Source organism: Photorhabdus sp. CRCIA-P01 (assembly GCF_003545805.1).
GTDB classification, from domain to species: Bacteria; Pseudomonadota; Gammaproteobacteria; order Enterobacterales; family Enterobacteriaceae; genus Photorhabdus; species Photorhabdus antumapuensis.
In genome coordinates this window covers 1-26,956 of record NZ_NMQR01000007.1, presented here as the reverse complement: position 1 = coordinate 26,956, position 26,956 = coordinate 1, and the positions used below count along the sequence as shown (strand labels likewise).

21 protein-coding genes and 4 pseudogenes are annotated in these 26,956 nt (G+C 38.0%); 17 read left to right on the top strand and 8 right to left on the bottom strand.

Annotation, left to right across the window (positions count from 1 at the left end; genetic code table 11):
• Positions 1–454: 454 nt before the first annotated feature.
• Both D3222_RS06700 and D3222_RS06695 read right to left on the bottom strand, forming a co-directional pair.
• Positions 455–871 carry a glycosyltransferase family 9 protein gene (locus D3222_RS06700; RefSeq protein ID WP_118985465.1) on the bottom strand — a complete coding sequence of 139 codons (417 nt, stop codon included), beginning with the start codon at positions 869–871 and terminating at the stop codon, positions 455–457.
• Between the two features lie 142 nt (positions 872–1,013).
• Entirely contained in the window at positions 1,014–1,436 is a 423-nt protein-coding gene (locus tag D3222_RS06695) for a glycosyltransferase family 9 protein (RefSeq protein WP_118985464.1), read from the bottom strand.
• A gap of 216 nt (positions 1,437–1,652) precedes the next feature.
• Between D3222_RS06695 and D3222_RS06690 the strand changes: the two are divergent.
• From D3222_RS06690 to D3222_RS06615, 16 genes and pseudogenes are all read left to right on the top strand, one after another.
• Positions 1,653–2,537: pseudogene (locus tag D3222_RS06690) on the top strand (IS982 family transposase).
• Between the two features lie 229 nt (positions 2,538–2,766).
• Positions 2,767–3,438: pseudogene (locus D3222_RS26965) on the top strand (conjugative transfer ATPase); the annotation flags it as partial.
• Positions 3,439–4,214: 776 nt separating this feature from the next.
• Positions 4,215–4,478: an acyl carrier protein gene (locus D3222_RS06680; RefSeq protein WP_118985463.1), complete on the top strand. Its 264-nt coding sequence runs from the start codon at positions 4,215–4,217 to the stop codon at positions 4,476–4,478.
• A 34-nt stretch (positions 4,479–4,512) separates the two neighbouring features.
• Positions 4,513–5,358, top strand: a complete 846-nt coding sequence (locus D3222_RS06675) for a hypothetical protein (protein ID WP_232832430.1) — start codon at positions 4,513–4,515, stop codon at positions 5,356–5,358.
• A gap of 10 nt (positions 5,359–5,368) precedes the next feature.
• Positions 5,369–6,043 (top strand): hypothetical protein, encoded by a 675-nt coding sequence (locus D3222_RS06670; protein ID WP_118985461.1) that lies wholly within the window; start codon positions 5,369–5,371, stop codon positions 6,041–6,043.
• Positions 6,036–7,115 (top strand): acyl-CoA dehydrogenase family protein, encoded by a 1,080-nt coding sequence (locus D3222_RS06665; protein WP_118985460.1) that lies wholly within the window; start codon positions 6,036–6,038, stop codon positions 7,113–7,115. The genes D3222_RS06670 and D3222_RS06665 overlap by 8 nt, the downstream gene beginning before the upstream one ends.
• A 34-nt stretch (positions 7,116–7,149) precedes the next feature.
• A complete protein-coding gene (locus D3222_RS06660; RefSeq protein ID WP_232832429.1) occupies positions 7,150–8,520 on the top strand; it encodes an MATE family efflux transporter in 1,371 nt (456 codons plus the stop codon).
• A gap of 25 nt (positions 8,521–8,545) precedes the next feature.
• Complete coding sequence (locus tag D3222_RS06655) at positions 8,546–10,123, top strand: class I adenylate-forming enzyme family protein (RefSeq protein ID WP_118985458.1); 1,578 nt, start codon at positions 8,546–8,548, stop codon at positions 10,121–10,123.
• Entirely contained in the window at positions 10,120–11,190 is a 1,071-nt protein-coding gene (locus D3222_RS06650; RefSeq protein ID WP_118985457.1) for an efflux RND transporter periplasmic adaptor subunit, read from the top strand. The genes D3222_RS06655 and D3222_RS06650 overlap by 4 nt, the downstream gene beginning before the upstream one ends.
• Positions 11,190–14,231 (top strand): efflux RND transporter permease subunit, encoded by a 3,042-nt coding sequence (locus D3222_RS06645; protein WP_118985456.1) that lies wholly within the window; start codon positions 11,190–11,192, stop codon positions 14,229–14,231. The genes D3222_RS06650 and D3222_RS06645 overlap by 1 nt, the downstream gene beginning before the upstream one ends.
• Positions 14,228–15,175: a ketoacyl-ACP synthase III family protein gene (locus D3222_RS06640; protein WP_118985455.1), complete on the top strand. Its 948-nt coding sequence runs from the start codon at positions 14,228–14,230 to the stop codon at positions 15,173–15,175. The genes D3222_RS06645 and D3222_RS06640 overlap by 4 nt, the downstream gene beginning before the upstream one ends.
• The gene (locus D3222_RS06635; RefSeq protein ID WP_118985454.1) at positions 15,172–16,737 is read left to right on the top strand and encodes an AMP-binding protein; all 1,566 of its coding nucleotides are present in this window, start codon (positions 15,172–15,174) and stop codon (positions 16,735–16,737) included. Before D3222_RS06640 ends, D3222_RS06635 begins: the two co-directional genes overlap by 4 nt.
• A gap of 368 nt (positions 16,738–17,105) precedes the next feature.
• Positions 17,106–18,038: an alpha/beta hydrolase family protein gene (locus tag D3222_RS06630; RefSeq protein WP_118985453.1), complete on the top strand. Its 933-nt coding sequence runs from the start codon at positions 17,106–17,108 to the stop codon at positions 18,036–18,038.
• Complete coding sequence (locus D3222_RS06625) at positions 18,031–18,945, top strand: transglutaminase domain-containing protein (RefSeq protein ID WP_118985452.1); 915 nt, start codon at positions 18,031–18,033, stop codon at positions 18,943–18,945. The genes D3222_RS06630 and D3222_RS06625 overlap by 8 nt, the downstream gene beginning before the upstream one ends.
• 5 nt (positions 18,946–18,950) lie before the next feature.
• Complete coding sequence (locus tag D3222_RS06620) at positions 18,951–19,886, top strand: ketoacyl-ACP synthase III family protein (RefSeq protein WP_118985451.1); 936 nt, start codon at positions 18,951–18,953, stop codon at positions 19,884–19,886.
• Between the two features lie 289 nt (positions 19,887–20,175).
• Positions 20,176–21,435, top strand: coding sequence for a pyridoxal-dependent decarboxylase, exosortase A system-associated (locus tag D3222_RS06615; protein WP_118985450.1), 1,260 nt, complete (start codon positions 20,176–20,178; stop codon positions 21,433–21,435).
• A 311-nt stretch (positions 21,436–21,746) separates the two neighbouring features.
• Here the strand turns inward: D3222_RS06615 and D3222_RS26960 are convergent, their stop codons facing one another.
• From D3222_RS26960 to D3222_RS06585, 6 genes and pseudogenes are all read right to left on the bottom strand, one after another.
• Positions 21,747–21,794, bottom strand: coding sequence for a hypothetical protein (locus D3222_RS26960; RefSeq protein ID WP_441339093.1), 48 nt, complete (start codon positions 21,792–21,794; stop codon positions 21,747–21,749).
• A 684-nt stretch (positions 21,795–22,478) separates the two neighbouring features.
• On the bottom strand, positions 22,479–23,216 hold the full coding sequence (locus D3222_RS06600) for a hypothetical protein (RefSeq protein ID WP_118985449.1): 738 nt from the start codon (positions 23,214–23,216) through the stop codon (positions 22,479–22,481).
• A 304-nt stretch (positions 23,217–23,520) separates the two neighbouring features.
• Positions 23,521–24,120, bottom strand: coding sequence for a substrate binding domain-containing protein (locus tag D3222_RS06595; protein ID WP_198672761.1), 600 nt, complete (start codon positions 24,118–24,120; stop codon positions 23,521–23,523).
• A gap of 152 nt (positions 24,121–24,272) precedes the next feature.
• A complete protein-coding gene (locus D3222_RS25420) occupies positions 24,273–24,416 on the bottom strand; it encodes a helix-turn-helix domain-containing protein (RefSeq protein WP_198672760.1) in 144 nt (47 codons plus the stop codon).
• A gap of 128 nt (positions 24,417–24,544) precedes the next feature.
• Positions 24,545–25,385 (bottom strand): annotated as a pseudogene (locus tag D3222_RS06590) (phosphoenolpyruvate hydrolase family protein).
• Positions 25,369–26,613 (bottom strand): Tm-1-like ATP-binding domain-containing protein, encoded by a 1,245-nt coding sequence (locus D3222_RS06585; RefSeq protein WP_118985448.1) that lies wholly within the window; start codon positions 26,611–26,613, stop codon positions 25,369–25,371. Before D3222_RS06585 ends, D3222_RS06590 begins: the two are co-directional and overlap by 17 nt.
• Positions 26,614–26,753: 140 nt before the next feature.
• Here D3222_RS06585 and D3222_RS06580 point away from each other — a divergent pair.
• A pseudogene (locus D3222_RS06580) lies at positions 26,754–26,956 on the top strand (TetR/AcrR family transcriptional regulator); the annotation flags it as partial.

Here is a 26,956-nt window from a genome sequence, read left to right as displayed (position 1 = left end):
AAATTAGACAAATTGATTCATTTTTGTCTTATTATTAATTCGGATATTCTGTTGCTATTGATGTGGCTGTATATTTCATCATCAAAATTATTAATCACAGTTTTAGTCATAGAAGAAATTAATCGGGCTGGAACAACTGTGTTAACAGACGTCAACTCCTGTTATCTGGTGTGTACATTTAGCGTTTCTGTCTGGCGGGGGTGATATTGAAACTGTCAGCAAGTCACATAATGAAGAATTAGGTCATGGACAGTATTGAGGTTAATGGGGCTGATTTTCCAGAGACTTTAGTTGTAGTAATGAGGCATAAAGGCGTTCCATCTGGTATAGGTAACACAATGAGAGAGTTAAAAGATTGGCACAATAATATGAATATTATTCATGTCACCTTGCTAATGTTTAATTTTGAACCAATAGTTTTCCTATGTGAGACAATGATTATTTTGTACCTTTATCAATGCTGGATTCGACTAATAAGTGCATTTTTTTCTGGAGAGAGTAATTTAAAAACGGCCTGATAGATATCTTCCAGAGGAATATTGTTTACATTCTGGGGATCATAAAGTGTTACACATTGATTTTCAGAAACAAGGGGAGCCCAATTTTCCGGTTTAGTGACACCATGGAGGGCAACTAATTTTTTGTTTAACGCGGCGGCTAAATGGCATATTCCACCATCACCGACAATGATCAGATCGGCACTGTTGAGAAGTGACAAAAAAGATTGTAATGATTGACATTCTACTATTTGAGTTTGCTTTCCTATCATTGCCAACAACTTTCCAGCATTTGATCTGTCCTGCCGAAGAGTGGAGATAATAAAGCTGGCATCTGGAAAATATTCTTTAATTTTCTGGGAAATTAATGCCATTCGTTCATGAGTAATACTGCTCCTTTCCCGATTATTTGAAACAGAAAACAGGATAGTAGGAGAATCCTGTTTTTTGACAGGCGGAAAATATTGATATGGAATTTTAGGGAATAAATCAGAGGATAATTTGTTTATTTCAGGATTAAATACTCTTAATACTTTGAGTGCTTGATGATATCCTTTGATATATTGTGGATAGACTGGAATAATTAATTAGTTTTTCATGCCATTGATGTGATTGTGTTACAGCATAACGTTTTTTAGCCCCCAAAAGCCATAAAAATAAGTTATTCAACTTCATGGGCGTGGGTTTTGCTGAAATGGCGATATCAAAATGTAACTTGCGCCATTTCAATGCAGTTCCTAAAGTAGTCGTATATTTATTCCCTTTGGGAATGATATGCGTTATTATTTCTGGGGAAAGATAACCAGCCAATTCTTTATTATTAGATTCGATGAATAGATGGATCTTTGCTGCCGGGAATCTGTATTGTAAATATTTGATTAATGGCTGGGTACAAATCAAATCACCAAGACCATTACGACGTAAAATTGCAATTTTCATTTGTTGTTAACTGACATGTAGATGAATAGTACTAATAGTATCGTAAATAAGAAAAAAGTAATACATAAACAACATTCTGTCTTGGATAACGCTTAGCTTTTACCTTTAACTGTTTTCTTAAATAACCCGAATTCTGGATAAGAAATTGACGAGAAGCCTGTTCCAGGAGCAAAGTTTTGGTGCAGACTCAAAAACAGCTCCGAGGTGGAACAGGCTATGGACAACTTAGTTGAAATTTTCTGTGATGTCGATGATTTTTGCCGTTTTTTCATCCCTCAATGGGAACAATTTTGTCTCGATAACCAGCATCGTTTACGCCGCCGACAAGGTCACATGTCTCCCAGTGAAATCATGACCATTTTGATCCTTTTTCATCGGTCGCATTACCGGGATTTTAAACATTTTTATTGAGAACATATTTGGAAATATCACCACAACGATTTTCCCACCTTACTCAGCTATCCCCGTTTTGTCAGTGTGGCCCCTTCCGTTTTGGTGCCACTATGCAGCTATCTGATGCAATTAAAAGGAAAACCCACAGGCATTGCTTTTATTGATTCCACCCGTTTGAGTGTCTGCCATAACATTCGCATTCCTCGACATAAGGTCTTTGCGGGGATAGCCAAGCGCGGAAAAAATTCAATGGGAGGGTTTTACGGTTTCAAATTACACTTGGTTGTCAATCATCAGGGGGAAATTTTGGCGCTTAAAGTCACTGCCGGTAATGTAGATGATCGTGAACCTGTTCGCGAGTTAACAACAGAATTAACGGGTTCTCTGTACGGCGATAAAGGTTATCTCAGTCAGGAATTGGCTGACGACTTAGCTAAAGCGGGACTCACTTTCATCACCCAAAAGCGCCGAAATATGAAAGCTCACCTGCAAGCTGAGTGGGATAAGATAATGTTATCAAAGCGTTTTATCATTGAAACGATTAATGGGCAATTAAAAACTATTTCTCAAATAGAGCATTCCCGCCACCGAAGTATAAAAGGTTTTCTGTTGTGCGTTTTAGGTGGATTGATTGCTTACTGCCTTAAATTGAAGAAGCCATCACTGAAAGTTTTCTACTTAGAAGAAGATTTTTTAATGATGGCTTAAGCAGAATTCGGGTTAAATAATTATTTGTTACCTTGTTCTTGGTGTGTGAAATCTCCGATACAGTGACGTGATTATGGTAACTTTTGTATCCATAAATTGCATACCGTAGTTAATACGGTAATGCTTGAGATCACATATATTGAATGCGTCAATTATCCTCCGATCCGTGAGAGTTTTAAGGTCAGTTTGCCGCAGAGGTATTTCAGCATCGTTGGTTGGAGAAGAATAGCGTTTGACCCACTTTGATCGGGGATTGATCCGCGAAGCGATTATCCTGGCTGCACAGATTAGCTTTGAGGAAGGACACTAGATGATCGCTTCGGACTTACAGAATGCGCTCTATGTTATTGCCCGTAATTACCAAAAAGATGAGAGCGGTTAACTTTGGATTACGGCATATCGGCGGGCACGTACCGATAAAATAGGCCAGAGCTATATCAATGTTTACCTAAGGTTTTGAAGGGGAACTGTCTAACCGCACTGGTACTCCGCAGTTAGAGGTGGATGTCGCCTTAATAGATTTTGGTACATAAGCGGGTGACAGCGACTCGGTACAGATGGCATTGGCGATTGGTATCGCCAATTAACAAAGTCAATAATTTGGCTGAACGGGACTACCCTGATATCGTCGATAAAATGCCGAATATGACGGAGTGGTGGTTGTGCCTGACTATGTCACCGGATGAGATAGAACAAATCACCCTTTTCAAAAAACTGACTGAAAAGCAGAAAGCCGTCCTGTTATCAGCCAGTAAATTATCTCGTTGTTATACCGAAAGGAGTAATGTTGGTGAAAAAAATTGAAGTGTTGTTTCGGGTGGCTCCACCGAATTTGTATCTGGCACTGGGCATGACGGAGAAAGGAGAAAAGGCTGAATGTCGGGTGTTAATGCGGGAACATTGATGTGGTGAATTGAACACTATTATTTTGGCGGCTGGCTAGAAAGTTAGATATGGAACGAGAGCTATAATAACAATTACTGATTCCTATCTTTATATTTCATACCGTTATTATTTATTTCTGTTTAATTTTGATGTTGCTCTTTTTGTTTGTTTTTTATTCGTAACATAGGGTTCCTAATTTATAGGAAAATGTACTTTTTTATTGTTAATTAGTAATTTGTTATTATTTTTATATACCTATTATTGATTATTTTGTTTTTTATTAATTGGTTAAATTCTTTTTTAATCATAACGTTATGTATTTTTTAGAGAGGTATGAATCCTACTCTGAATAAATCGTATATCTTTTGAATAATTAGTGTTTTATTTTTAATTTTTTAAATTTAAAGATAATATTTATGATATTTTGTTTATTTTTGGATTTTTTGTTGATGTCTTATTTTAATTCTTCTCTTGTAGGGATTGTGAAATTTTATTGACGTTATTAATATGCTTGTGTATTATCAATGCATATGATTATTAGTTGATTGCTTCTTTGTTTTAGTGCTCTTAATTCTTATAATTATAGAATAAAATATGATATCTATTTATGTTGCTCTTTTTTCCATAAAAGGAGGGATAAAAGTTTATGAGCTTCATTGTAATATATATAAATTTATAAAATGAAAGTATTTTTAATGATGGAAGTTATGAGTTCCTTCATGATTTATAGTATTTTTATTTAAAAATGCCCTAAGATATCCTTTTAATATTAACTAAAAATTGGTGAATATGATGAATAAATCAGATATTTTTCTTATTATTAAAAACATTTTGACGAAAGAATTAAATGTTGTCTTTCTTAACGACATAAGTGAATCAACATCATTACGTGATGAGCTTGGGCTGGATTCTATGACTACACTGACATTTTTAATGTCACTAGAGGATAATGTTCCAAATTTTATGATTGATGCAAATACATTGGAAGCTAGTCATGTACAAAGTATTGGTTCTGTCTGTGATTATGTTTTAGAACGCTTAAACGGTGTATCATGACATGGTTTACGTAAATCAGGTTTTCTGTGAGATAATGAATAAGAGATCTCTCAGAAAAACCCCAAGAAACCGTTATTCCATATACCAGAAAGACTTACATCGTATTTCGCAAGATGAATTAACTGATTCAACTTTATTAGAAGGTGATCAATACTCTTATACTGAATTAGGAGACTTTGTTCTTAAGAAAATGGAAAATTCTATTTTTTTGAGTGATGTTGATTTATCTATATTTGCTTGTTGGGCACCTGAGTTTGATCCGGATCATTCGGCTTTTGGTCCATATTTTATGGACCATTATAACCTTAAAGGATATTCATTCGATATTTGTGATAATGGAAGTTTGGTATCAACCACAGCTTTAGGTATTGCTGGTAATTATTTATCTAGCGATAATGTGAGTAAAGTATTACTATTAGGAATGGAGCAGAATACTATTCCTCGTAATATTTCTAATGGGTTTCCAATACCAGAGCGATCTTGTGCTATTGCAGCCTTACTCACAACGGAAAAAAGCAATGAAAATAAATGGATATTATTAAAAACAGGGCAGATAAGTGAATGGGATTTGGCTGATGGTTTGGATGCCTTTGGCATGGTAAGAAATATATTGCATCAATTGCAGTTAGATGAAGAAGATACTGTATTATTAACGGAGCGTGCAGGCTATTTTTTTAAAAAAATGCGTTTTCAAATGGAAGAGAAAAATAAGAAAATCTCAATCAAGTTTGCTTTCTTGAAACCTGAAGTTACAGGAATGAATACATTGTTACTTCTAGCAGATAAGACACTAACACCATTAAGTAGAAGGAATATATTATTGGTAGAGCATGATATGGAAAGTTTAAGAATAGCGTGGTCTGTCTTACAAAAAATTTAGGAATCTAATCATGTTTAATATCAGCTATCCATTCGAATCAAAGAAGGAACAACGTTTTCACTGGTTGGTGGAACAATTAGCCCAAACAGTTTTCTCTACATCAAACCAAATTGTTGTAAGAAATAGGTTTGCTGTAGTTTCAGAAGGACAGTGGAAAAATTCAGAATTATGTTTTTTGGATGAAAAACAATACAGTTGGAGAGGAATAAATACTGTCGCTGTTCTTCCTGTCGGTAATAACATGAAGCGCCAGAGATTATTGTTATGCAAATTTAAGGAGAAAGATGGTGATATTGCTTCACAAGAGATAGCAAAAAAGTATGTTGACTATCAATGTGAAATGATACGAATGCAGCTTATTTGGATTGAACGCTGGATATCGATTTTACTTGATCATACAGCACAGCGTAAGGTTGGTAATGTTTCTTTATTATCAATTTCTTCTATTCGTCTCCGTTTAGCGCAAGTTATACAGCGTCAATTATTGTTATTTCAGTGTGTAGGAGACATAAAAGAAGAAATGCCTTCACAGTTTGCTGAACATGCGGCTGAAGAAATTGAGGGAATGGTTGATATCCTGATTAAAACAACGGGAGGGAGGGCTCTTCTGCAGCAGGGGTTGGTCGAAATGCAGAGCATTTTCTCTGTTCTGAATCAAGTTTATCTGAGGGAATTCCATGGTTAATTTTGACGGTTCTATTGCCTGTACACACTATGGAGAGAAATGGTTAGAGTTAGCTCAACTATTTCGCTCTTTGTCTTTGAAGGTGTTAGACGATCGGGATACTGTATTATCATATCTTGATACACCGCTTTTCGACCAACTTTATATGGACCACAGTAGTAGCTGTCTGGAAAGGACAAAAATGTATGAGGTGCTTGCTTACGGAGACCCAAATGTCCTGCTGTCATGTCCAGGCCCATCTCTTTCCGGTATCGTTGTACGAGAATTAGGCTCAACTGAACAACAAGACTATTTTTTTGAATATGTTGCTCAGCATAGAGCTCGTACTTGTATGGCAGTTACGGAGCCTAGCAAAGGCTCTGATGCAGGAAATCCGTCTTCATTGTTGAGTGATGATTTTGAGCTTAATGCTGAGAAATGGCTAGTAGGTAATGGACGTGATGCTACGATCGGAACAATGGTTGTCAGAACTGGAACGGGGCCATATAGTATCGGTGTAATTTTGTTGACCCCTGAAACCCTTTCTCATCCCAAAGTTTTTCGTCAGTTGCTACCTGTTGCTGGATTGCAAGGTGCTGGCTTAAGTCACCTATATTTTGACAAGATTTCTATCCCTGAAGAGCACATTTTGGGCTTACACCGCAGACCATTAGAACGTGGTATGCACGCAGTGATAAAAACTTTTTATCGTATGAGACCTTGTGTATGTGCTATGGCGTTAGGTAGTGCCCAAGCACTACTTGATTTTGCCATACTGCGTATAAGTAATGTGAGGGCTAGAGAGCTCCACTCCTCCTTGCAGATTGAAATTGAAGCTATAAGAAATCTGAATTACCGTGCCGCCTTGAGAATAGACGATGACATATTGGATGGTGCAGCTGTTTCACTGGCCAAAGCTTGTTCTACCGAGTTTGTGGAAAAAGTTATTCGTATCATGCCAAAGCTTGTGGGAACAGAGCTCTTTTTAACAGATATTTGGTTACAGAAGACAGTTACTGACATTCAGGGATATGAATGGATGGAGGGAAGTTTGGATATGCAGCGTCTAAATATTCTGGCTGGATCTATATAATTTATTGAATATAATAAATAAATTGGTAATTGATATGACGATGCAATCCATATTTCAGCGGGGACATTTTCAGCGATATCAGTGGTTGAAGTTACTCAGTGATCTTTGGAATACAGGTATTACACTTTGGAGCACCATGGTGGTTTCTGCGGTTGCTGTGTTAATCAATATTAGTATTATTAGTCATAATTCACCTAATACGTTGTATATAATTGGATTATTCTTACCGCTGAATTATATGATGATGTCTATCCATGAAGGATTGCGTGTACCTGCATTGCGATATAGTTCACACTTAGGAAGTGCTAATTTTTCTTTGCTAGGACAACGGTTGTTATTGTTGTTTTTAGCTATGTTAGCATTAATGGCGATACTCATATTTAATGTATGGTATTTTCGAAGTGGCATTTCTTATTTGTTTCATATTGGATCTTTCCAGCAGGATGAAGTAATGAACTTTATCGTTCCTATGCTTTTTATTGGGATAATGATTGGTTTTGCCACGTTAATTTTATCCACTTTATTTGGTCTTGGATTTAATCGTTGTGGAAGTTTACTGGGAATATCAGGTACAGTACTTAATATAGGTACAACTTACTTAACAGAAATATATTGGCATCAGGGATTACAAAGCCTGATTTGGGGGGCAACTTTTGGTAGTAGCTATCTTATTTTAATAGGAAGTGTTTTACTCTATCGTCAAGGTGTGGTTGTATCTTGGTTGGGAATGCGTGATCAAGTTTTTCAGGTAATAAAAGATATATTTACTATGGCCTTGCCCGTAATGGGTAGTTTCTCCCTTGTTTTTATTTTTTTATTGTCTTTTAATTATTTGGTGTCTTTTTATGATGTTCATGAAATAGCAGGGTTTAGCATAGCTTTTCGTATACAATCATTTATTATTTTGCCTGCTATTGCTTTAGGAACAGCTATGGCAATTCACTATAATAATTCTTTATCTAAACGAAATTTTGTCAGAGCTAACCAAGTATTTTTGATTGGAATTAGTCTCACTAGTGTTATATATATATTTATTAGTGTTGCTGTATTCTTTTTGAAAGTTTGGTTGGTTAAGTTTTTTACTTTAGATGAATTGATTGCTGAGGCTGCTTTACGCTATTTAAATTGTGTGTCTCCATCTTATTTTGGCTTAGGCATAGTATTGGGATTAATGACTGCTTTAGAGCAGATTGGCCAAGGATTACGTGTACTACTTATCAATATTATCTTGTATTCTCTGGAGATTGGAATAGCTGCGTTACTAGGATTAAAGCAGGAGGATGCCACACGGTTGTATCTGACTATTGCTATTTTTAATTGGATTTCTGTACTTTACACTTTTAGTATTTTTAATAAAAAAATTGATTTTAATATTAAATGCTCTTCGAGTGATATACACTCTTAATTAATTTAATTGTCAGGATGATTACATGAATTATAATTTGGTTGAGATTCTTAGAGATGCTGAAATGGCATATCCACAAAAACCAGCTTTAATTTTCAATAATCAGAATTATACTTATAAAGATATATGGAGGAAAATATGTGCTATTGCTGCCGGTATGAGGCTGAACGGACTACAGCAAGGAGACAAAGTAGTAATTTGTTTAGGGAATCATATAAACTCTATTGCTATATTTTTTGCTGCGCAAAAATTAGGTGTTTGTCCATCTATCATAGCATTTGATACACCAGAAGAAAAAATTAAATTTATTTTAAATAACAGCGGAGCTGGTTTTTTCTTCACTTCTTCAAAGATTGCATCGACATTATTAAAATATGATTTTGTTTATTTTTCAAGTATTAATTTGATTGTTGATAAAGTTGAGCATATATATGCTGGAAATAATTTAATTAATTTTGATGATTTTATTTCTGATCCGACTTCTGAAGCTAATATTCCACTTCAGGCAATTAGTGTTGATTTGGCTTCTATTATTTACACCTCAGGTTCTACTGGTGAACCGAAAGGAGTTATGTTAAATCACCAAAATATGATGGCAGCGACACGGTCTCTGGTAAATTATTTAGAATATCGACACGATGATACGGTAATGGCAGTATTGCCAATGGCCTTTGATTACGGACTATATCAGATCATTTTGACATTTTTTGTTGGCGGAACAGTGGTACTTGAGTCAGATAATACTCCTCCCCCGGTAGTATTAAGGCATATTCAACAGTACCGTTGCACAATTATGCCTGGGCTATCATCACTGTATAGTTTACTTGATATTTATGCTAGTAAAGGTTCTTTTGATTTGAGTTCTATACGTCTTGTTTCCAATACAGGTATGGCTTTGCGTAAGCAGCATGTGTCAATGATTAAAAGGTTATTCCCTACAGCCAAAATATTTTCTATGTATGGACTAACAGAATGTAAACGTTGTACATATCTTCCTCCAGATGATCTAGACCGCAAACCAGATAGTGTAGGGATTGCTATCCCAAATACTCAAATTATGGTGGTAAATGATAATAATCAATCCTGCTCAGTGGGTGAAATTGGACAGTTGTTAATTCGCGGGGAAACCGTAATGCAAGGATATTGGCGTAATTCCGAAGCAACGGAAAAAAGAATTGGCATACATCCTATTTATGGGGATCGTTGTCTATATTCTGGTGACTATGGTTGGTTGGATGAAGAGGGATATTTTTATTTCGTTGGTCGTATGGATGAAGTTGCGAAAGTCTGTGGTCGCAAGGTGATTTTTAGTGAAATTGAAAAAGTTTTGTTTGGTCATAATTCTATTATAGAAGCCGCAGTTATTGTATATTATGATGAAGAAAATTCTGAAGATAGTGTTATTGCTTTTGTGGCAACTCAGACACAAGAGAAACTATTAGAATCTGATTTGAAATATTTTTGTTCTAATTTACTAGAATCGCACCAAATACCCAATGTTTTTATACAACTGCCTGGGTTACCAAAAAATGCAAATGGAAAGTTTGATAAACATCAACTGCGTCAAAAATACCAATCTATAGTTCAGGAGCGGTTCGCATGAAACACCATCATGTGATATTGGCATCTTGTGCTATTGTGGCAGTTGTTTTTGCAGGAATTTCTATCAGTTTGGTTACTGCTCGGGGATTTAATAATACTGAGGAGAAAGATACCAAAATATCAGTTGTACAAAAAGGGCCACAGCCAGTTTTGGTTGAAACAGCTCAAGTCATTTCAATGAATTGGCAAGATAGAAAAAGCGTTATTGCTACCGTTAAGTCAATACGCTACCTCTCTGTTCGAGCTGAAATATCTGGGACTATTTTGCAAATTGCACCTGCCGGAGGGCAGGTGCCAATCAATGGGGTATTGTATCATTTTGATGACCGTGTTGAGCGTTTTCAGCTTAAGGAAAAAGAGGCTCACTTAGATATGACCCAGAAAAATACCAGGCGTGCCGATTTGCTGGTGAATAAGGCAATTTCACAGGCTGCTCAACAGGCTGAGCACGTTAACTTAGCTCATGCTGTCAGTGAAGTAGAAAAATTTAAAAATACATTGCGTAAAATGATGGTTACCGCTCCATTTGCTGGAGTTGCTAGTTTACATGATTTGACGCCAGGGCAGTTGATTCAGGAAGGCCAAACGTTATTTTCATTTTATGATCCAAATGATTTATATGTTGAATTTAGTATCCCTGAAACTGATATTGGAGCTCTTTCACCTGGTGTCCAGATTAATGTAAGTGATACGGTCGCTGGTTTTACTGGTATAGCTAACATTACGTTGGTCAATACTGAAATAAATTCAGTCAACAGAACGCTAACATTGCGAGCTAAATTGGAGAAAGGTAATTTTCGTTATGGCGCTAGCGTTCGGGTGACTTATCCTGCAAGTGCTCCTCAGATGACTCTGGTGATACCCAAAGTTGCTGTGCGTTATAGTGCCTATGGGCAGTCTGTATTTGTAGTAAAAGATAATCGAGTTCAGGTTCGCTCTATTGTTACTGGAGACGATAATGAGGGCATTGTTCAAGTAAGGAGCGGGTTGAAAAAAGATGAATTAGTGGTTACAGCCGGACAAATGCGTCTATACCCAGATGCGCTTATTCGTCAGGAAACGTACTAATGAAAATTATCGGTCTTTTTTTACGTCGTCCAATCATAGTAACAACATTTAGTGGTTTGTTGTTTATTGCTGGCTTGTTTTCTTTAGGGTATCTACCAGTAGGCCTTTATCCAAGTGTAGATGCAGATGCAATTAGTGTCAGTACTTATTATCCTGGTGCATCAGCAGATCTAATGGATGGGCGTGTTACGTCAGAAGTATTATCGGCAGTGTCTGGAATTGATGATATTAACTACGTCACTAGTACTTCAGAAACTGGGCGTAGCAAGGTGGTATTACATTTGGCAATTGGTAGTGATACTCAAAAGGTATTGACTAATATCATGGAACGAGTCAGTACCATATCTCATTTTCCCGATGATATGGATCCACCACAAATCTCCCGTCAAGAAGCGGAGCGAATTCCTGATTTCGCGTTATCATTTACTAGTGAAACAATGCAAGCTGCTCAGGTATCGGATTTTTTGCATAGAGTTGTTAAACCACGCTTAGAATCCTTAAAAGGTGTAGGGAATGTAGAAATATTGGGTAGTGAATATGCAATGAGAATTTGGTTGGATCCAGAGCGTATGGAACGTCACGGTGTAACCGCAATAGATATCAGCAGAAGTTTAAAATTGGAGAATGCTCAGGCGAATGGAGGCGCTTTACATGATAGCAAATTACGTTTTCAACTTGTGCCAGAAACAGGGCTTTCAACGATCAGTGATTTTGCTAACTTATCTATTATGACTGCAACAAATATATCTCCGATTCGTCTAAAAGATGTAGCTGACATAGAGTTGGGCGGTAGTCAGCCGGAAATTAAATCTATTTTTAACGGTAAACCTGCCACAATAGTATTGATCAACTGGCAACAAGGTAGTAATCCCTTGTTGGCTGCTGATGATATATATAGAACTATGGAGGCATTGAAATCCAGTTTTCCTTATGATTTACAGGCTAACGTGCTTATTGATGGTAGTGAATATATTGGTGGTGCGGTACATGAAGTTTTCATCACTATTTTACTTACTTGCTGCGCTGTTACCTTGGTAATATTTTTAGGAGCAGGAACATTACGAGCTGTTGTGATCCCAGTTATTGCCATTCCACTCTCTTTGGTTGGCGTGTGCTTATTGATTCATTTGTGTGGTTTTTCAATTAATACACTGACCTTGCTAGCAATGGTTCTAGCAACAGGGCTGGTAGTTGATGATGCCATAATTGTGTTAGACATTGCTCTGCATCGAATGCGAATGGGAGATACTCCTTATCAGGCCGCGTTAAAAGGAGGGAGTGAAATTGCTACATCTCTAGTAACCATGACTTTAACTCTAGCAATCGTATATTTGCCATTAGCATTTATTGGTGGAATTGTAGGAAAGCTGTTTTCTGAATTTGCAGTGACTCTTGCTGGAGCTGTAATTATCTCTGGGATATTAGCACTTAGCCTAACTCCCGTCATGTGCGCACGTATACTATCAACAAATCATCAGCATTCACTGATGGTAATACGAGTAGAAAAGATGTTTGCTCGCTTCCGTCGCAGCTATGAGCGTGTTTTAATCCGGCTGGTGAGAACTGGAAATTTCCCACTATGGTTATGGGTAACTACGTTAGCTGGTGTAATCATTTTATTCATTATATTACCTCATGCGTTGGCTCCTAAAGAAGATCAGGGAAGTCTAATGGTAATTGCAGAAGGCCCAAGTGTCATTGGAACAGACTATATTGAGCAACATACACCTATATTAGAGAATATTTATAGTACCTTGCCGGAAATAGCTAATTTTAACTATGTCATAGGTATACCAAAAGACAACCAATTGCTTTCTTTTGTTCGATTAATTAATTGGTCCGAACGTCAACGTTCAACAATGCAATTACAACCTGAATTGCAGAATATTGTAGCTAAAATCCCGGCGTTACAGTCGGTAGTGATCTTGCCTTCTTCCTTGCCGGGTGTCGGGGGATTACCTTTCCAATTTGTGCTCAAGCATGAAGATAAAGATTACGCTAATCTAGATGCGCTTAGTGATCTAATGCTACGCGAAATGCGTGCTAGTGGTATGTTTCTGTTTTTGAAAAAAGATTTGAAATATGATACTCCGCAGATTCACATAAGACTAGATCGTGAACAATTAGCGAAAGTAGGGATTTCCGCTTCAGATGTTGGTTATAGTATGAATTTGGCATATGCCAATACTAAACTACAACCTTTTATTTATGAAGGACGGACTTATAACGTCATCATGGCCTTGAAAAAAACTGAACGGGCTGCGATACAATCACTCTTAGATCTACAAGTACGAAGTATAGATGGCAATCTTATTAGATTAGGAAGTCTAGTGACTCAAAATCCTGAGGTAGGTCCTGAATCTCTAAATACGTTCCAAAAACAAGCTGCTGTAACGTTGCAAGGTGTGTTGGCTCCGGGAATAGGGCAGTCAGAAGCGACAGAGTTTGCTCTTCAGCTACTCCGTAATCTCAAGCCACAAGGAGTGTCATACGACCTATCAGGAGAAACACGACAAAGCAAAGAAGAAGGACAACGTTTACTAGTAACTTTTGCTATAGCATTAGTAGGTATTTATTGTCTATTAGCATTACAACTTACTAGTTATCTGGGGCCACTAATTGTTTTACTGGGTAGCATTCCTTTTTCGGTACTAGGTGCATTACTAGCATTATCTTGGTTTGATGTGCCGCTTGATATGTTTACACAAGTTGGCATGCTGACTTTGGTTGGGTTGATCAGTAAGCAAGGAATTTTAATGGTGCAAGCTACTGATAACTTGTGCAAGAAAGGTGGTATTAGTATTTACTATGCAACTGTGCGAGCTTCTGCATCTCGCTTGCGTGCAATTGTTCTAACCACGCTGACCATGATATTGGGAGCCTTACCTCTTTTATTCGCCAGCGGTCCAGCGGCAGAATCCCGTTTTGAACTGGGTCTGGTGATTATCATGGGAATGTTAGTAGGTTCATTCCTCACCCTTTTCCTGCTGCCTTCGCTTTATATCTTTGTACATAAAAAAACGAATGGAGCCACATCGTGAGTCTAATAATCAATGATATTGGTGTTTATCTGCCAGAACAGAAAATTGGATTGGAGCGAATTTCTATTGAGCCTCAATTATCTAAAGGTGAAATCAAGATATATCAGCGTTTTTATGGATTAAATCGCATAGCTATCAGTAAGATATCTCTGGAAGAGATGATGTATCATGCAGCTCAAGATACGTTGATACGTAATGGTATAGCAATAGAATCTATTACTTTACTTATCCATGCGCATACTGCCCCAGAAACTTGGACTTATCCAAATAATTTGTTATCGAGGTTGAACCGACGATTGGGGCTGCGTAATGCAACTTGTTTCTCCATTCATTCGAATAATTGCGCTTCTAATCTTAATGGGTTGCAGGTAATTCAAAATCATCTAATTGGAAATGGTGGTCAAGGTTATGCATTATTGCTGACAGCTGATCTAACTTTTAGCGGTATTCTGCAACAGATTCCCAATACTACGTTGTGTGGCGATGCCGCTACAGCTTGCATAATTAGTTTGGGAGGTGATGGGGCTAAAATGAAAGCCTTAGAGATTGATTACTATGGACAACACTCTAAAGGTTCTTGGCAAACCGCAGAAGAACAAGTGCGATTTGAAGCCAGTTATGCTGGACGCTTGGCTAATGTAATGGAGCGCTGTTTAAAACAATCTAATTTGTCTTGGGAACATATCCGTTGGGTTTTTCCCCACAATGTTAACTTAATTTCATGGCGTGATGTAACTCAAAAGATTGAGTTACCTCTGAGCAAAGTTTATTTGGATAAATTACCTGAATTGGGTCACTGTTTTGGGGCAGATATCTTTATCAATTGGAATTTTGCTAAAGATACACTGCGATTAGGAGATTATGTAATGGTTGCTACTGTAGGATTAGGGGCAGTATTCGGTGCTGCTATTTTTCAATTGGTTAAAGAGGATATTGAATCATGAGAGTTTTTGAACACTTAGGTGAATGGCTGCATGATAGCGCACTGAAATATGTAGATTACCAAGCGTTATCTATTGATAATGATATATATAGTTACCGTGAGTTACATGAGTTAGCATCCCTTCTGGCCCGTGGGTTCTCTCTTTCGCAGGGAAAATATTGTGCTTTGCTTGGAAGAAGAAACGTAGGAATCTTCGCAGGTATTGTTGCTTCATTGTGTTACGGTAAGACTTATTTGCCATTAAACGGAGACGAGACTCCTGAGGGGCTGAATTTATTATCTAAAATTACTGATTTTGATTTATTAGTGACTTGTGCTAAGGAGCAAAAATTATTGCACGATTTGTTGAAGCATATAGACAAACCGTTAATAATAATTTTGTCAGATAGTGAACAACGCCCCAATTGGTGTAATGATTACCCAAGACACTATTTTCTCGCACATGCTGATTTAGCTAGGATGCCTACTGCACAAATGAAAACGGATAATCCTGATGCATATTTGATGTTTACATCAGGTAGTACAGGTAATCCTAAAGGGGTTGAGGTTGCACATACTAATGTTACACGTTATGTGTCCAATACTATAGCTCTGTATCAACCAACCTGCGCTGATCGTTTTTCACAAATTTGTCCTCTAAGCTTTGATGTTTCCGTACATGATTTATTTGTTCCTTGGACTATTGGAGCATCAACTCATGTTTTTGATGCTAAAAACAGTTTAATGCTTGGAGCGTTTGTTCGAGAGAAACATCTGACATTTTGGACATCGGTGCCTTCTATTATTCTGTACTTTCAGCGTTCACGACAATTGGAACCTGGTTCTTTTCCTAATTTACGCCAATCATTGTTTTGTGGAGAACCTTTGTTACAGAGCATGGCTGAAAGTTGGCACTTGGCTGCACCTGCATCATATATCGATAATATTTATGGGCCAACGGAAGCAACAGTTGCAATTAGCGGTTATCGCTGGAGCTCTGAGCCGACAGTAACTAATGAATTGATTGTTCCAATTGGAACTCCTTATCCTGGTACAAAGTTAAAGATTGGACGCCCGCGCCAAAGCGAGGGGGATGTAGAAGAAGGTGAATTATGGATTGGTGGTGAGCAGGTGGTTAGTGGTTACTTATCAAGTAACTCTATACAGGCTGATAACTTCGAATATGATGGTAGTTGTTATTGGTATCGTACTGGAGACTGGGTTAAGCGTGACAGTGATGGAATATTTCATTTCTTAGGGCGTTGCGATGATCAACTGAAAGTCAATGGTCAACGTTTGGAACGTTTGGAAATCGAGTCAATGCTAAGTAAAGCAGTAGGGATTGACGATATTGCAGTTATCGGCTGGCCTATTATAGAAGGGAACTGTGTTGAAGGATTAGTATTTTTTATTTCTGGGCATGAAAAATCTAATCTAGAGCTGCGTAAAATATGTCAGCAGTTTATGCCCAGAGGGATGTGGCCAACAAGATTAGAGATAGGGGCTATTCCTAAAAATCGTAATGGAAAAACAGACTATAAGAAATTAAAGGCAAAGCTTGCTGAAGGTAGGGTGTCTTCTTAATGATCAGTACTCAATTTATGGAATAAAAATTTAATTTAAAAAAGTATCTATTAATTATATATTCATTCTATTTTAAAATGCAGGTTTGATATGTAAATTGTTTATTTTAAATCATATAATTATGAGATTGTAAACCTGCATCTTGACGCTTAAAATGATATAGAAAGAAAGTAAAAGTATTTCTTAATGGAATTAAATTTATACTATGGTGTAGGAAATATAAATAAAATAAAGGGTGTCTATGATTTAATAAGAAGAGTATCGTATAGAGTTGATGAAAATAATATTAGTATAACAAATTATTCGTTTTTATAGTGGAGTTTGATCATTTTACTAAGCAATGCTAATAAATTGGAGATTTATATTAAATGCTAAATGGAGTCAATGATATATTGCACATCATTGGTAGTGGAGTAATGCATTACAATTGGCCATCTTCATTAGGAACTATTTCTGCTACTCTTTGGTATCCTGCATATGCTGGGAGTGGGGCTGTAAAACGATACCGAAATATATTATATGCAAAATCAGAAGAAAATGCGATCCCTATGGGAACAAATTGGCCATTGATAATAATTTCTCATGGTTCTGGTGGTTCACGTTTTGATCAATCATACCTTGCCGAGTTGTTATCAACACAAGGTTTTGCTGTGTTAGCAGTAGATCATCAAGATATTCAGGATGCTCGGTATCGTTGGATGAATTTGATGACTAGACCTCAACATTTAGTGTATGCATATAATGAGTTACTTTTAGAGGCTCTAGGTGAGAGAATAAACTTTTCGCGTCCATTGGTGATAGGCCATTCCGCTGGAGCGTATGATGCATTAGTGATGTGTGGTTGTCAGCCTTGCTTTGAACTGGAACCAGAGTTTTCATCAGTACTAGATGAACTATCGTGTTTTGCAGTTGAACAATGTTTGGTTAAGGGTATTTGTGCTGTGATCTTACTGGCTCCAGCTTTGTCAAATTTGTTTCTTGCTAATACCCTAAATGAAATGCTTTTACCTACTTTAATTTTATCAGGTGAAAGAGATACTATGAAGTTGCTAGGATCGCCGACTGATTACGCAACGCATTTGCCTCATGTTGAGCATCATATCCTATTTGGAGCTGGTCATTACGCTTTTATTCATGAGTTTTCTCCTTTATTGAAAGCATTAAATTCGGTCGTTAGTGGTGGCGATTATGTACCAAGAAAAGAATTGCATTATAAAATAATGAACTATATTTCAGCTTTTATAACTCCATTTAACACAGGGGAAATTATTTCTTTGCCAAGGGAGCTTGTTCATGTTTGATCCTATTAATCACTACCGGCAGCATACTGAGGTGACATTAGCAGAATCATATTCATCTCAGCTTGATGATTTACCTAATGGTGTGGAAGAGTTAATTTCTATTGTTCAGAATTTATTGATTCACTATCAGACAGAAAAAGACAAGCTTAATCCAGATATCATTTCTATGCGTAATATAGAAATAGATAGCCGCTGTGTTTCACTGATGCTAAAAAAACTTTTGTTACTTGATGATTCAGGTTTTTTAAATCCTCGGCCTCCAGAAAAACGTCTATTATCTACTTGTCGGGATTTTGCAGTTTTATTATGTTCCTTTATGCGACATAAAAATATTCCGGCAAGAGTCCGTTATGGATTTGCTCATTATCAATATAATGATGAATGTCCGATGCATGATCATACTTTGGTAGAATATTGGAATGGTACTAGATGGTTATATGCCGAAAGTAGATTAAATATTTCTCCTAAGCCATTATTAGATGTTAATCCATCAGATTTTCCTAAGCATTTATTCTTTAGTGGAGCAGAAATATGGAAGCATATCCGACAGGGAACAATGAATGAGCGTATTTTCAGTGGATATCGATTTGATGATGGATATGGGCAGTGGATAGTACGTAATTTATTTTTTTTAGACTTATCTTCACTGGCTGGATATGAACCATTGATATGGGATAGCTGGGGAATATTACTGGAAGAAAAGCCTGGAGTTAGGGTGACGGATGTGCAGCAACTAAACTTTTTGGATCGTATGGCATTGTTGGATCCTTGTTTACCAGGTGAATGTAATGAACTGATTACGTCTTTTAATAATTACAGTGGGCTGAGTTATCGAGGAAAAGTTCATAGTTTTAGCCCGGTATCCGGTGCTTATTGTGTCGATTTACATGCTATATGGAGTAAATAATTCATATGATGACTTTAGAGACGCTTGCTAGCTATGTACCTAAAAAGAAGCTTGAAGTTGAAAGGGAATACCAACGCTTAGGTTTAACCCAAAATGAGGCGCGGGTGTTTAGCCGTATGTATGAATTATCTCATTGTCCGGTAGAGGAAGGCAGTGAAGAAGAAATGCTGCTCAAACCCTGCAAGGAATTGTTTCAACAAGTTCCCTACATTAAGCGAGAAGTTGTATTGCTAGTTTATGCTCATACGGGGACTATAAGTGGTATATGGGGTCAAAATATGGCTTCATTTCTTGTTCGACGCTTACAGCTACCTAATGCTGTTGCTATAGGAACCAGCAGCAACAATTGTGTATCCATATTTTCCGCACTATCTTTAGCAAAACATTATTTACAGAATGCACTTCCTAATAGTAAGGCTCTGATAGTAGTCGGGGAAATTGCTGACAGTTTTGAACTTAGAATAGTTCCTAATGTAGCGGTAATCGGTGATGCTGCTGCTGCCACTTTGCTCTCTCTGAATGGGCAAGGTCCAAGCATTCTTGCACATTCTATACATAACTATCCAGGGTATTCTCAAGGTATTTGGTTACCAACTAATTCTGATGCTTATCGAGATTTTGCAGCGAATTATCAACTCAGATTACAATCTGTGATTCAAGATGTATTACGGCAGGCGGATATTACGATGGATGAAATATCGTATATTATTCCACATAATGTGAATGTTTTGATATGGCGTCGAGCAGCAGAGTTTATGAATATTCCTATAGAGAAGATATTTCTTAAAAACATTAGTGAAACAGCACATTGTTTTGGTGCCGATATGCTTATTAATTTACATGCGTTGAAAAATAGTGGAGCATTACATTCAGGAGATAAAGTTTTGCTGATTTCTGCCGGGGTAGGTGGTCTATTTGGTGCCTCTTTATTGCTTTATTAGTGATTGAGTGGTGGATGAAAACTAGTTCTGGATGTGAAAGCTATAGGCTATAGTTAGCTATATGTGGGTATATCCTTTGTTTTTTTAATCAAATAAATGCGTTTTTATTTCTATGGAAATAGAGTGGGGTATGGTTTTTAAAATTCCAGAGATTAGATTTTTATTAGGATTTTATAATTCTGTTATTTTTAATAAAATATTTTTGTAAGGGGTGTCGAGTATAGACTGTGCTTTGATTGGTTGTGGATTCTATATATTAATGCTGTCTTTTTTTAGTGTGAGGTAAATTATGAATGTAGAAAATGGAATGACAGAGAAAAGTTTATCAATGAAAATCGCAGAAACATTTGTCATTAAAGACGATTGTTTGGAAATAGGAGGAATACCATTAACCCGGCTGGAAACTCAAATAGGACAGACTCCCTTTTTTGCCTATTCTAGAAAACATATTGACCTGCGTGTGTGTCTGTTGCGTAAATATTTACCTGAAAAAATTAGTATCCATTATGCAATTAAAGCAAATCCTTTTGTACCACTTATCCACCATTTGTCCCAAAAAATTGAAGGGTTTGATGTTGCATCTGCGAATGAGATGGCGTTGGCTCTAAATACAGGTATTTCTCCTGAAGATATTAGTTTTGCGGGGCCGGGTAAAACAGATGCAGAATTAAAAAGAGCAATTTCTGCACAGGTATTACTAAATGTTGAGTCGTTAAATGAGTTACGGCGAATTCAAATATTATCTGAAAAACTTGGTTTGTGTGCACGTGTTTCTTTACGTATAAACCCTGATTATAATCTTAACTCCTCTGGCATGAAGATGGGAGGGGGACCACGCCAATTTGGTATGGATGTAGTTTATGTGCCTGATGCACTGATGTTTATACGTGATTGTCCAGATTCCCTGGTTTTTGAAGGATTCCAGCTCTACCCTGGCTCACAAAATTTACGTGCAGAACATTTGATTGAAGCACAAAATAAGGCTCTTGATTTAGTAATTGAATTATCACGTTTTGCTCCATCTCCAGTACGTCGTTTTAATCTAGGAGGTGGTTTTGGAGTCCCTTACTTTCAGGGAGATACAGAACTGAATATTACCGAGGTAGGCAATGCAATGCACAAACTGGTAGAGCGTGCAGAGAAACTTTTACCTGAAGCGGAAATTATTTTGGAGTTAGGCCGTTATTTAGTTGCTTCATCTGGAATTTATGTTACTAAAATTGTTGAGCGTAAGACCTCCCATGGTATGGTTTTTTTAGTCACAGATGGTGGCATGAATCACCACCTATCTGCATCAGGAAATTTGGGACAACTAATAAGAAGAAACTATCCTTCAATCATTGGTAATAAAATTAAAGGAGAGAGGCGTGAAATAGTTAATATAGTTGGTCCACTCTGTACCCCACTAGATATTCTTGTTCATCAAGGAGATATGTCAGTAGCAACTCCAGGGGATTTAGTCGTCATTTTTCAATCTGGTGCTTATGGTTTAAGCGCAAGTCCAAATAATTTTCTAAGCCAAAAAAATGCAGTGGAAGTATTAGTTTAATGGTTACCAATATATTCATTGGTATAATTGTTGGTTAATTTTTAAATGTTGTTTTTAAATTTATTATATGATTTTTTGAGGGGAGGTAGACCCCCAATTTATATATTGGGGGTGTTTTATGATATTTTATATGAGAATATTTAACGAGGTAATTAAAGGCTTGGTTTTAAATTTTATTTCTAATGGTTTTTAGTACGTTATTAATTCCTAAATATAAAACAATAAGTTGTGTTTGATTGTTTTATTAGTCATGACCTCAAAGGGTTGTAATGATGTTTTTCAATATATGTACAAATGAGTATTTCATGGATTTATATTGAGCGTGAATAACAAATTGTCCTTCTTGTCAATCGTTTGATATGTGTTCGTAGATTGAAATTATTCCGCTCTATGCACTAGGTGAAAATTTTTCCCATCAAATGTGCTTTTTTCTGGATCAACTTCTCTAGCATAATTCCCCCTGCCATTCGTTATGATGAAACGTATGTGAAAAGGGGCCAAGACGCTGGAGAATTTTGTAATTAAGATACTGGGTGAGTGCTTTTCATATTTCGAATTATTTAAATTCGAGTGTGTAAAATGAAGATACTTTCCGTAATCTCTCCTAAAGGTGGTGAGGGTAAATCCACACATGCTACTAACTACGGCCATGCTTCATGCTGCTGATAGACGTTTGTGTCTGAGGAATATATTGCAGCACTCTCTGTTCAGCCAGTGAGCCATTATTATCATTGATCCTAAAGGTGTGACTGGTGTGATAGTAGAGCTGGTTGTGTTGATTGCAACTGAATTTGTATTGGGTATGATTAAGCTAATTCTGTCAGATGTACGTGAATTTCTGCGGGGATAGTTGCGTATGTTGACGTGACTGCAACCATTTGAGAATGACGGTATTAGATATCCCTGTTTGCTGCTGTTACATTAAAAGGCTATTGAGGTGTTTGGAATTACTGAACCATTACAGCCTGCTGATACAGATTTTATAAATAACAAACCGGCTGTACATGAAGTGCAGCCGGAAAATTAACTTTCATTTTAGAATGTTATTTTATTAATTTCGGGATATCACCGCTGAAATCAACCCACGGGTTGGTGCCCAGCATCTCTGCACCGTCAACACTTGGCTCGTTATCGCGCATAACGAAATGCTTCGGTCCGTGGGCAAATGCTATGATCAGTCCATCCTCAGCATCCAGGAATCCAGCATGCATTCCGAGTCCGGGATAGCTGAGGCGCCAGGCAGGATTGCCAGCTTCCACGCGTCCTAGCGACAGTTTTGCAATCACACCGTCCAGCAGCCGGAAGAACCAGGTCCACGGACCTCCAGCCACCACTGTCATGACTTCATCAATGCCCATACCGTCTTCAGCGCTGTTCACATGCAGTTTGCCGAATTTTTCGAGAATGGTTTTTCTCGCTTCAACCGAGATTGCTTTCATATCATAAACTTTAGGATAAGGTGCAACACCAACTTCCGACGTCGATAGGAAACCGCCGCGGTGAGCTTCCGGCTGGCGACCAGCCAGTCGGATTTGTTCCAGGAGTTCTCCACGGTGTAAAGAAAATAGCGAAATCAGCTTCTCGCTCTCTTCTCCAGTGAGCGCACGCGTTTTTGATACTTCAAGAATGGGTCTGGCTTTTTCAGGGATCGGCGTTGTACTGACTCGGACGCCAATGGAAAATAAAACCTTGTTTACGTTCTCAATGCCAATAGTCGGCTGGCGTCCGTCAAGATAGGACAGGGCAAGATTTTCTGATGTTGAAATAATGGAATTGTTCATACCTACACCTCCTCAATTTTGATGTAACCGGTAAGTTCATCTGCAAAACCGAGTATAGGGAGATAGATAGTTCATTAAAATGCCTATTATGTGAAAACATTGTACACTGATAGTGAACAATTTTAATAGCTTCTATTATATGACCATTACTTTCCACAACCAATTTGTCTGGCGTTTATTTCAAGCGGAAATTTGCTATTTAACGCAATTATCGGTATTCAGGGAAAGTGAATATGAAGGTAAGGCGAGTGCTGTGATTCTGTAATAGAGTGGCCGTTAAAATCACGGATCACTCTTCAAATATTCAGCAGGTTTCATCCAACGCATTTACAAGGAAATCAATAAAAGCCCTTGCCTTGTTGGAACGTTCTTTATGAAAGGGTTGTATGGCATAAAGTGCCTGCGTGTCAGCTTCCCATTCAGGAAGTAGTCTGACAAGTTCACCTGATAGTAGCTCATCAGTGACCAGTAATTCAGGTAGCAAAACCACACCATGTCCGGAAAGCGCTGCCTGTTTGAGCGCAAGTCCGTTATTCACCACATAGGTTCCGGGCTTAAGGTCAACGATTTTCACATAATTTTGATTGTGAAACACCCAGCGTCGTGGAGAAGAAGATAAACTGTAGATAAGACAGTGATGAGAAGTGAGATTTTCAGGGATGAGTATTTTTTCAGAAGCCTCAATATATGCGGGTGAGGTGCACAAGACTCGGGGCACTTTTATCAGCTTCCTGGAACGAAGGCTGGAATCGCTCAGTTCACCTCCGCCGCGTATCGCAACATCTATTCCATGCTCAATAAGATCAATATATTGATCAATCATGACAACTTCGACAGAAATACCGGGGTGAGCATGCATAAACTGGCATATCAGTGGATTTAATACTTTTAACCCTATAGACATTGGAATACTCACTTTTATCGAGCCTGTTAGAATGTGAGAAGTTTCCATAACTGATAAGTCAGCATTTTCAAGCTCGTCCAGGATGTTGCATGCCTGATGATAGTAATTCCTGCCGCTTGCAGTTATATGTATGCTTCGGGTCGTTCGGTTAATCAGGGGCTTTTAAGATGTTCTTCAAGCTCATTGATGTTCTTACTGACAGCAGCCTTGGATAAGCCTAGATCTTGGGCGGCGGCTTTGAAGCTGCCTAGTTTCACAACACGCCGGAAAACGCTGATTGCTCTTAACTTGTCCATAAGCACCACTGTTGAATGAAACCGGAAAATTTTTGGAGGGTTTTTCGCTTTAAAGGCATAAACTATCGCTGACAGGGTGTTCGATACTGTCGGTACTCAGTTTCCACATAGCTTAAGTATAATTCTCACTAACCCCGATTAATTTCTTTAAATTTCTGGATCGTGTGTTTGATGGCTTGTTCTGTTGGCAAGCGCTCCATTGAACTCGCACCATAGAACCCATGACAATTGGGACAATGAGCTAAAATATAGGCTACATCTTCCGGTTCCGAAAGTGGGCCACCGTGACACAAAGTAATAATGTCATTTCGAATAGTTTTAGCTGCCGAAGCACAAGTATTAATGATTGGTATACAAGATTTCAGATCATATGATGTATTAGCACTAATATCCCCGCCAGTGGTTAATCCCAGATGTACGACGATGATATCAGCACCTGCTTGTGCCATGGCTTCAGCCTCTTTTGCATTGAAAACATAAGGGGTGGTAATCATTCCCTTTTCATGAGCCAGGCGGATTAGCTTCACCTCCAGTGCATAGCCCATGCCTGTTTCTTCCAGGTTTTTTCTGAACTTTCCATCAATAAGCCCTACTGTTGGGAAGTTCTGAATACCAGCAAAACCTTGTGCCTTCAGTTCATCCAGGAAAAGAGATAAATTACAGAATGGATCAGTACCACAGCGTACCACAGACACCCGCCAATACAGGTGTTTCCTTAACTATCGGCAATATTTCATTACCCATTTCTCTGACAATTTCGTTTGCATTACCGTATGGCATTAATCCGGCCAATGATCCTCTGCCAGCCATTCTGAAGCGTCCAGAATTATATACGATAATGAGGTCTGCCCCTCCTGCTTCCTCGCAACGCGCCGAAAGACCCGTGCCTGCACTCGCTCCAATAATAGTTTCGTTACGTTCGACTTTTTGTTTTATAGTTTTAATAATCTGATTATATTTTTTCTTCATAAGAAATTCCCTGGTGTTCTATAATTTCCTTGAATTGTTGTATTACAAGAGTACAAAATTGTGGTGAATTTATGTGAAAAGGTGTTTTTATAACTTTTCTCAATTCTGTTTGTTTTATTGTTTTTTTTAGTCCATGACAGAAAGCCTGTGTTGATGCAGGTAAATAAAAAGGTTGTTCAGGGCAATCTAGCGCAGAGAATCCGCCTTCCGGAATAATGAATCGAATAGGTCCATTACACTTGTTAAGTTTGTTCCCTATCCAGATACCAAGCTGATAGTTTTCTTCAGGTGTGGTTCGCATCAATGTCACCTGAGAGTTATGCTTAAAAAACAGCCTGTTGCTGTAGCGTTCTGGAATCGTGTCCTTTGCGCCAAAGTTAACCATGTCCAAAGCACCAGTACTGCCGATCCACGGAGTGCTTTTTTTTGCAATGACGTCTAAACGTGTGTCAGGACAACCCAAAACCCCCCCAAATAACAGATCGGCAATTTCTGTTAATGTAATATCCAAAACACACACCAATTCGCCGTCCTTAACCAATTTCTCCATGCTTGTTCCACCATTGCCGGTAGCATGAAAAGCCAGGCAATCGTATTGAGTATTTAACTCAGCAGTGAGCTGATTAATGCACGGAGTCGTCACACCAAACATCGTTAACCCTAAAGCGGGTTTATGAATATCAGCCAATGGCGTAAAATAATTGACAGAACCCGCCATCATGTTTGCAGCATTAGACAAGACTGAACGAGAAATACGGTTTAGTCCGTTGAGATCGGTTACCGTATAAAGCATGGCAATATCGCTGGCCCTAACGTAGGCGGAGACATTCCCTGACGCCATAGTGGATACCATGATTTTAGGCAAACCGATAGGCAGGCTTTGCATAGCCGGAGTAATCAGCGCTGTTCCGCCTGAGCCGCCGATACCAATCACCCCTGCAATATCGTCGATTGAACTGTTCAGGAAATTCGTGAGGGCGACAGACATCGCGGTTATCGCTTTATTCCGCACGCCACAAAAAACGGAGTCAGCGCCAGAGGGATGATACTCAGCCACCTGAAGTGAATGAATATCTATCTTTTTATTCTGATGATTTTTCCCGGGAGTTGATGTAGACACATCAATGATGATTGAATCAACTCCGGCGAGGTGTAAACAACATTTCAGCCAGGCCAGCTCGTCCAGTTTTGTGTCTGCTGTGCCAACGACAACCACAAATCGTATCATAGTGTTCACCCCATGTGACATACCCAGTTCAAAGATGGATGTAAACCTATTGTAATATTTTACAACATGCAAGTTACTTTTTATCATTAGTGATATTTTTTATTATTAATGCTATACGGTTAAAATTTTAAGGGGTTTAAATGATTCTGTTTGATGAAGAAAAGCTGTCGCCAGTCCGGCGTCGTACCCTGGAACGTATCACTCATTCAGCGCTGAAGTTATACCGTGAAAAAAAATTTCCGTCTCCTGAAGAGATTGCCAGTGAAGCTGAATATGCGAAGGTCACGTTGCGCAGCTACTTTTCAACCCACAGTGATTTTGTAGTAGACTATGTTGTAAAACA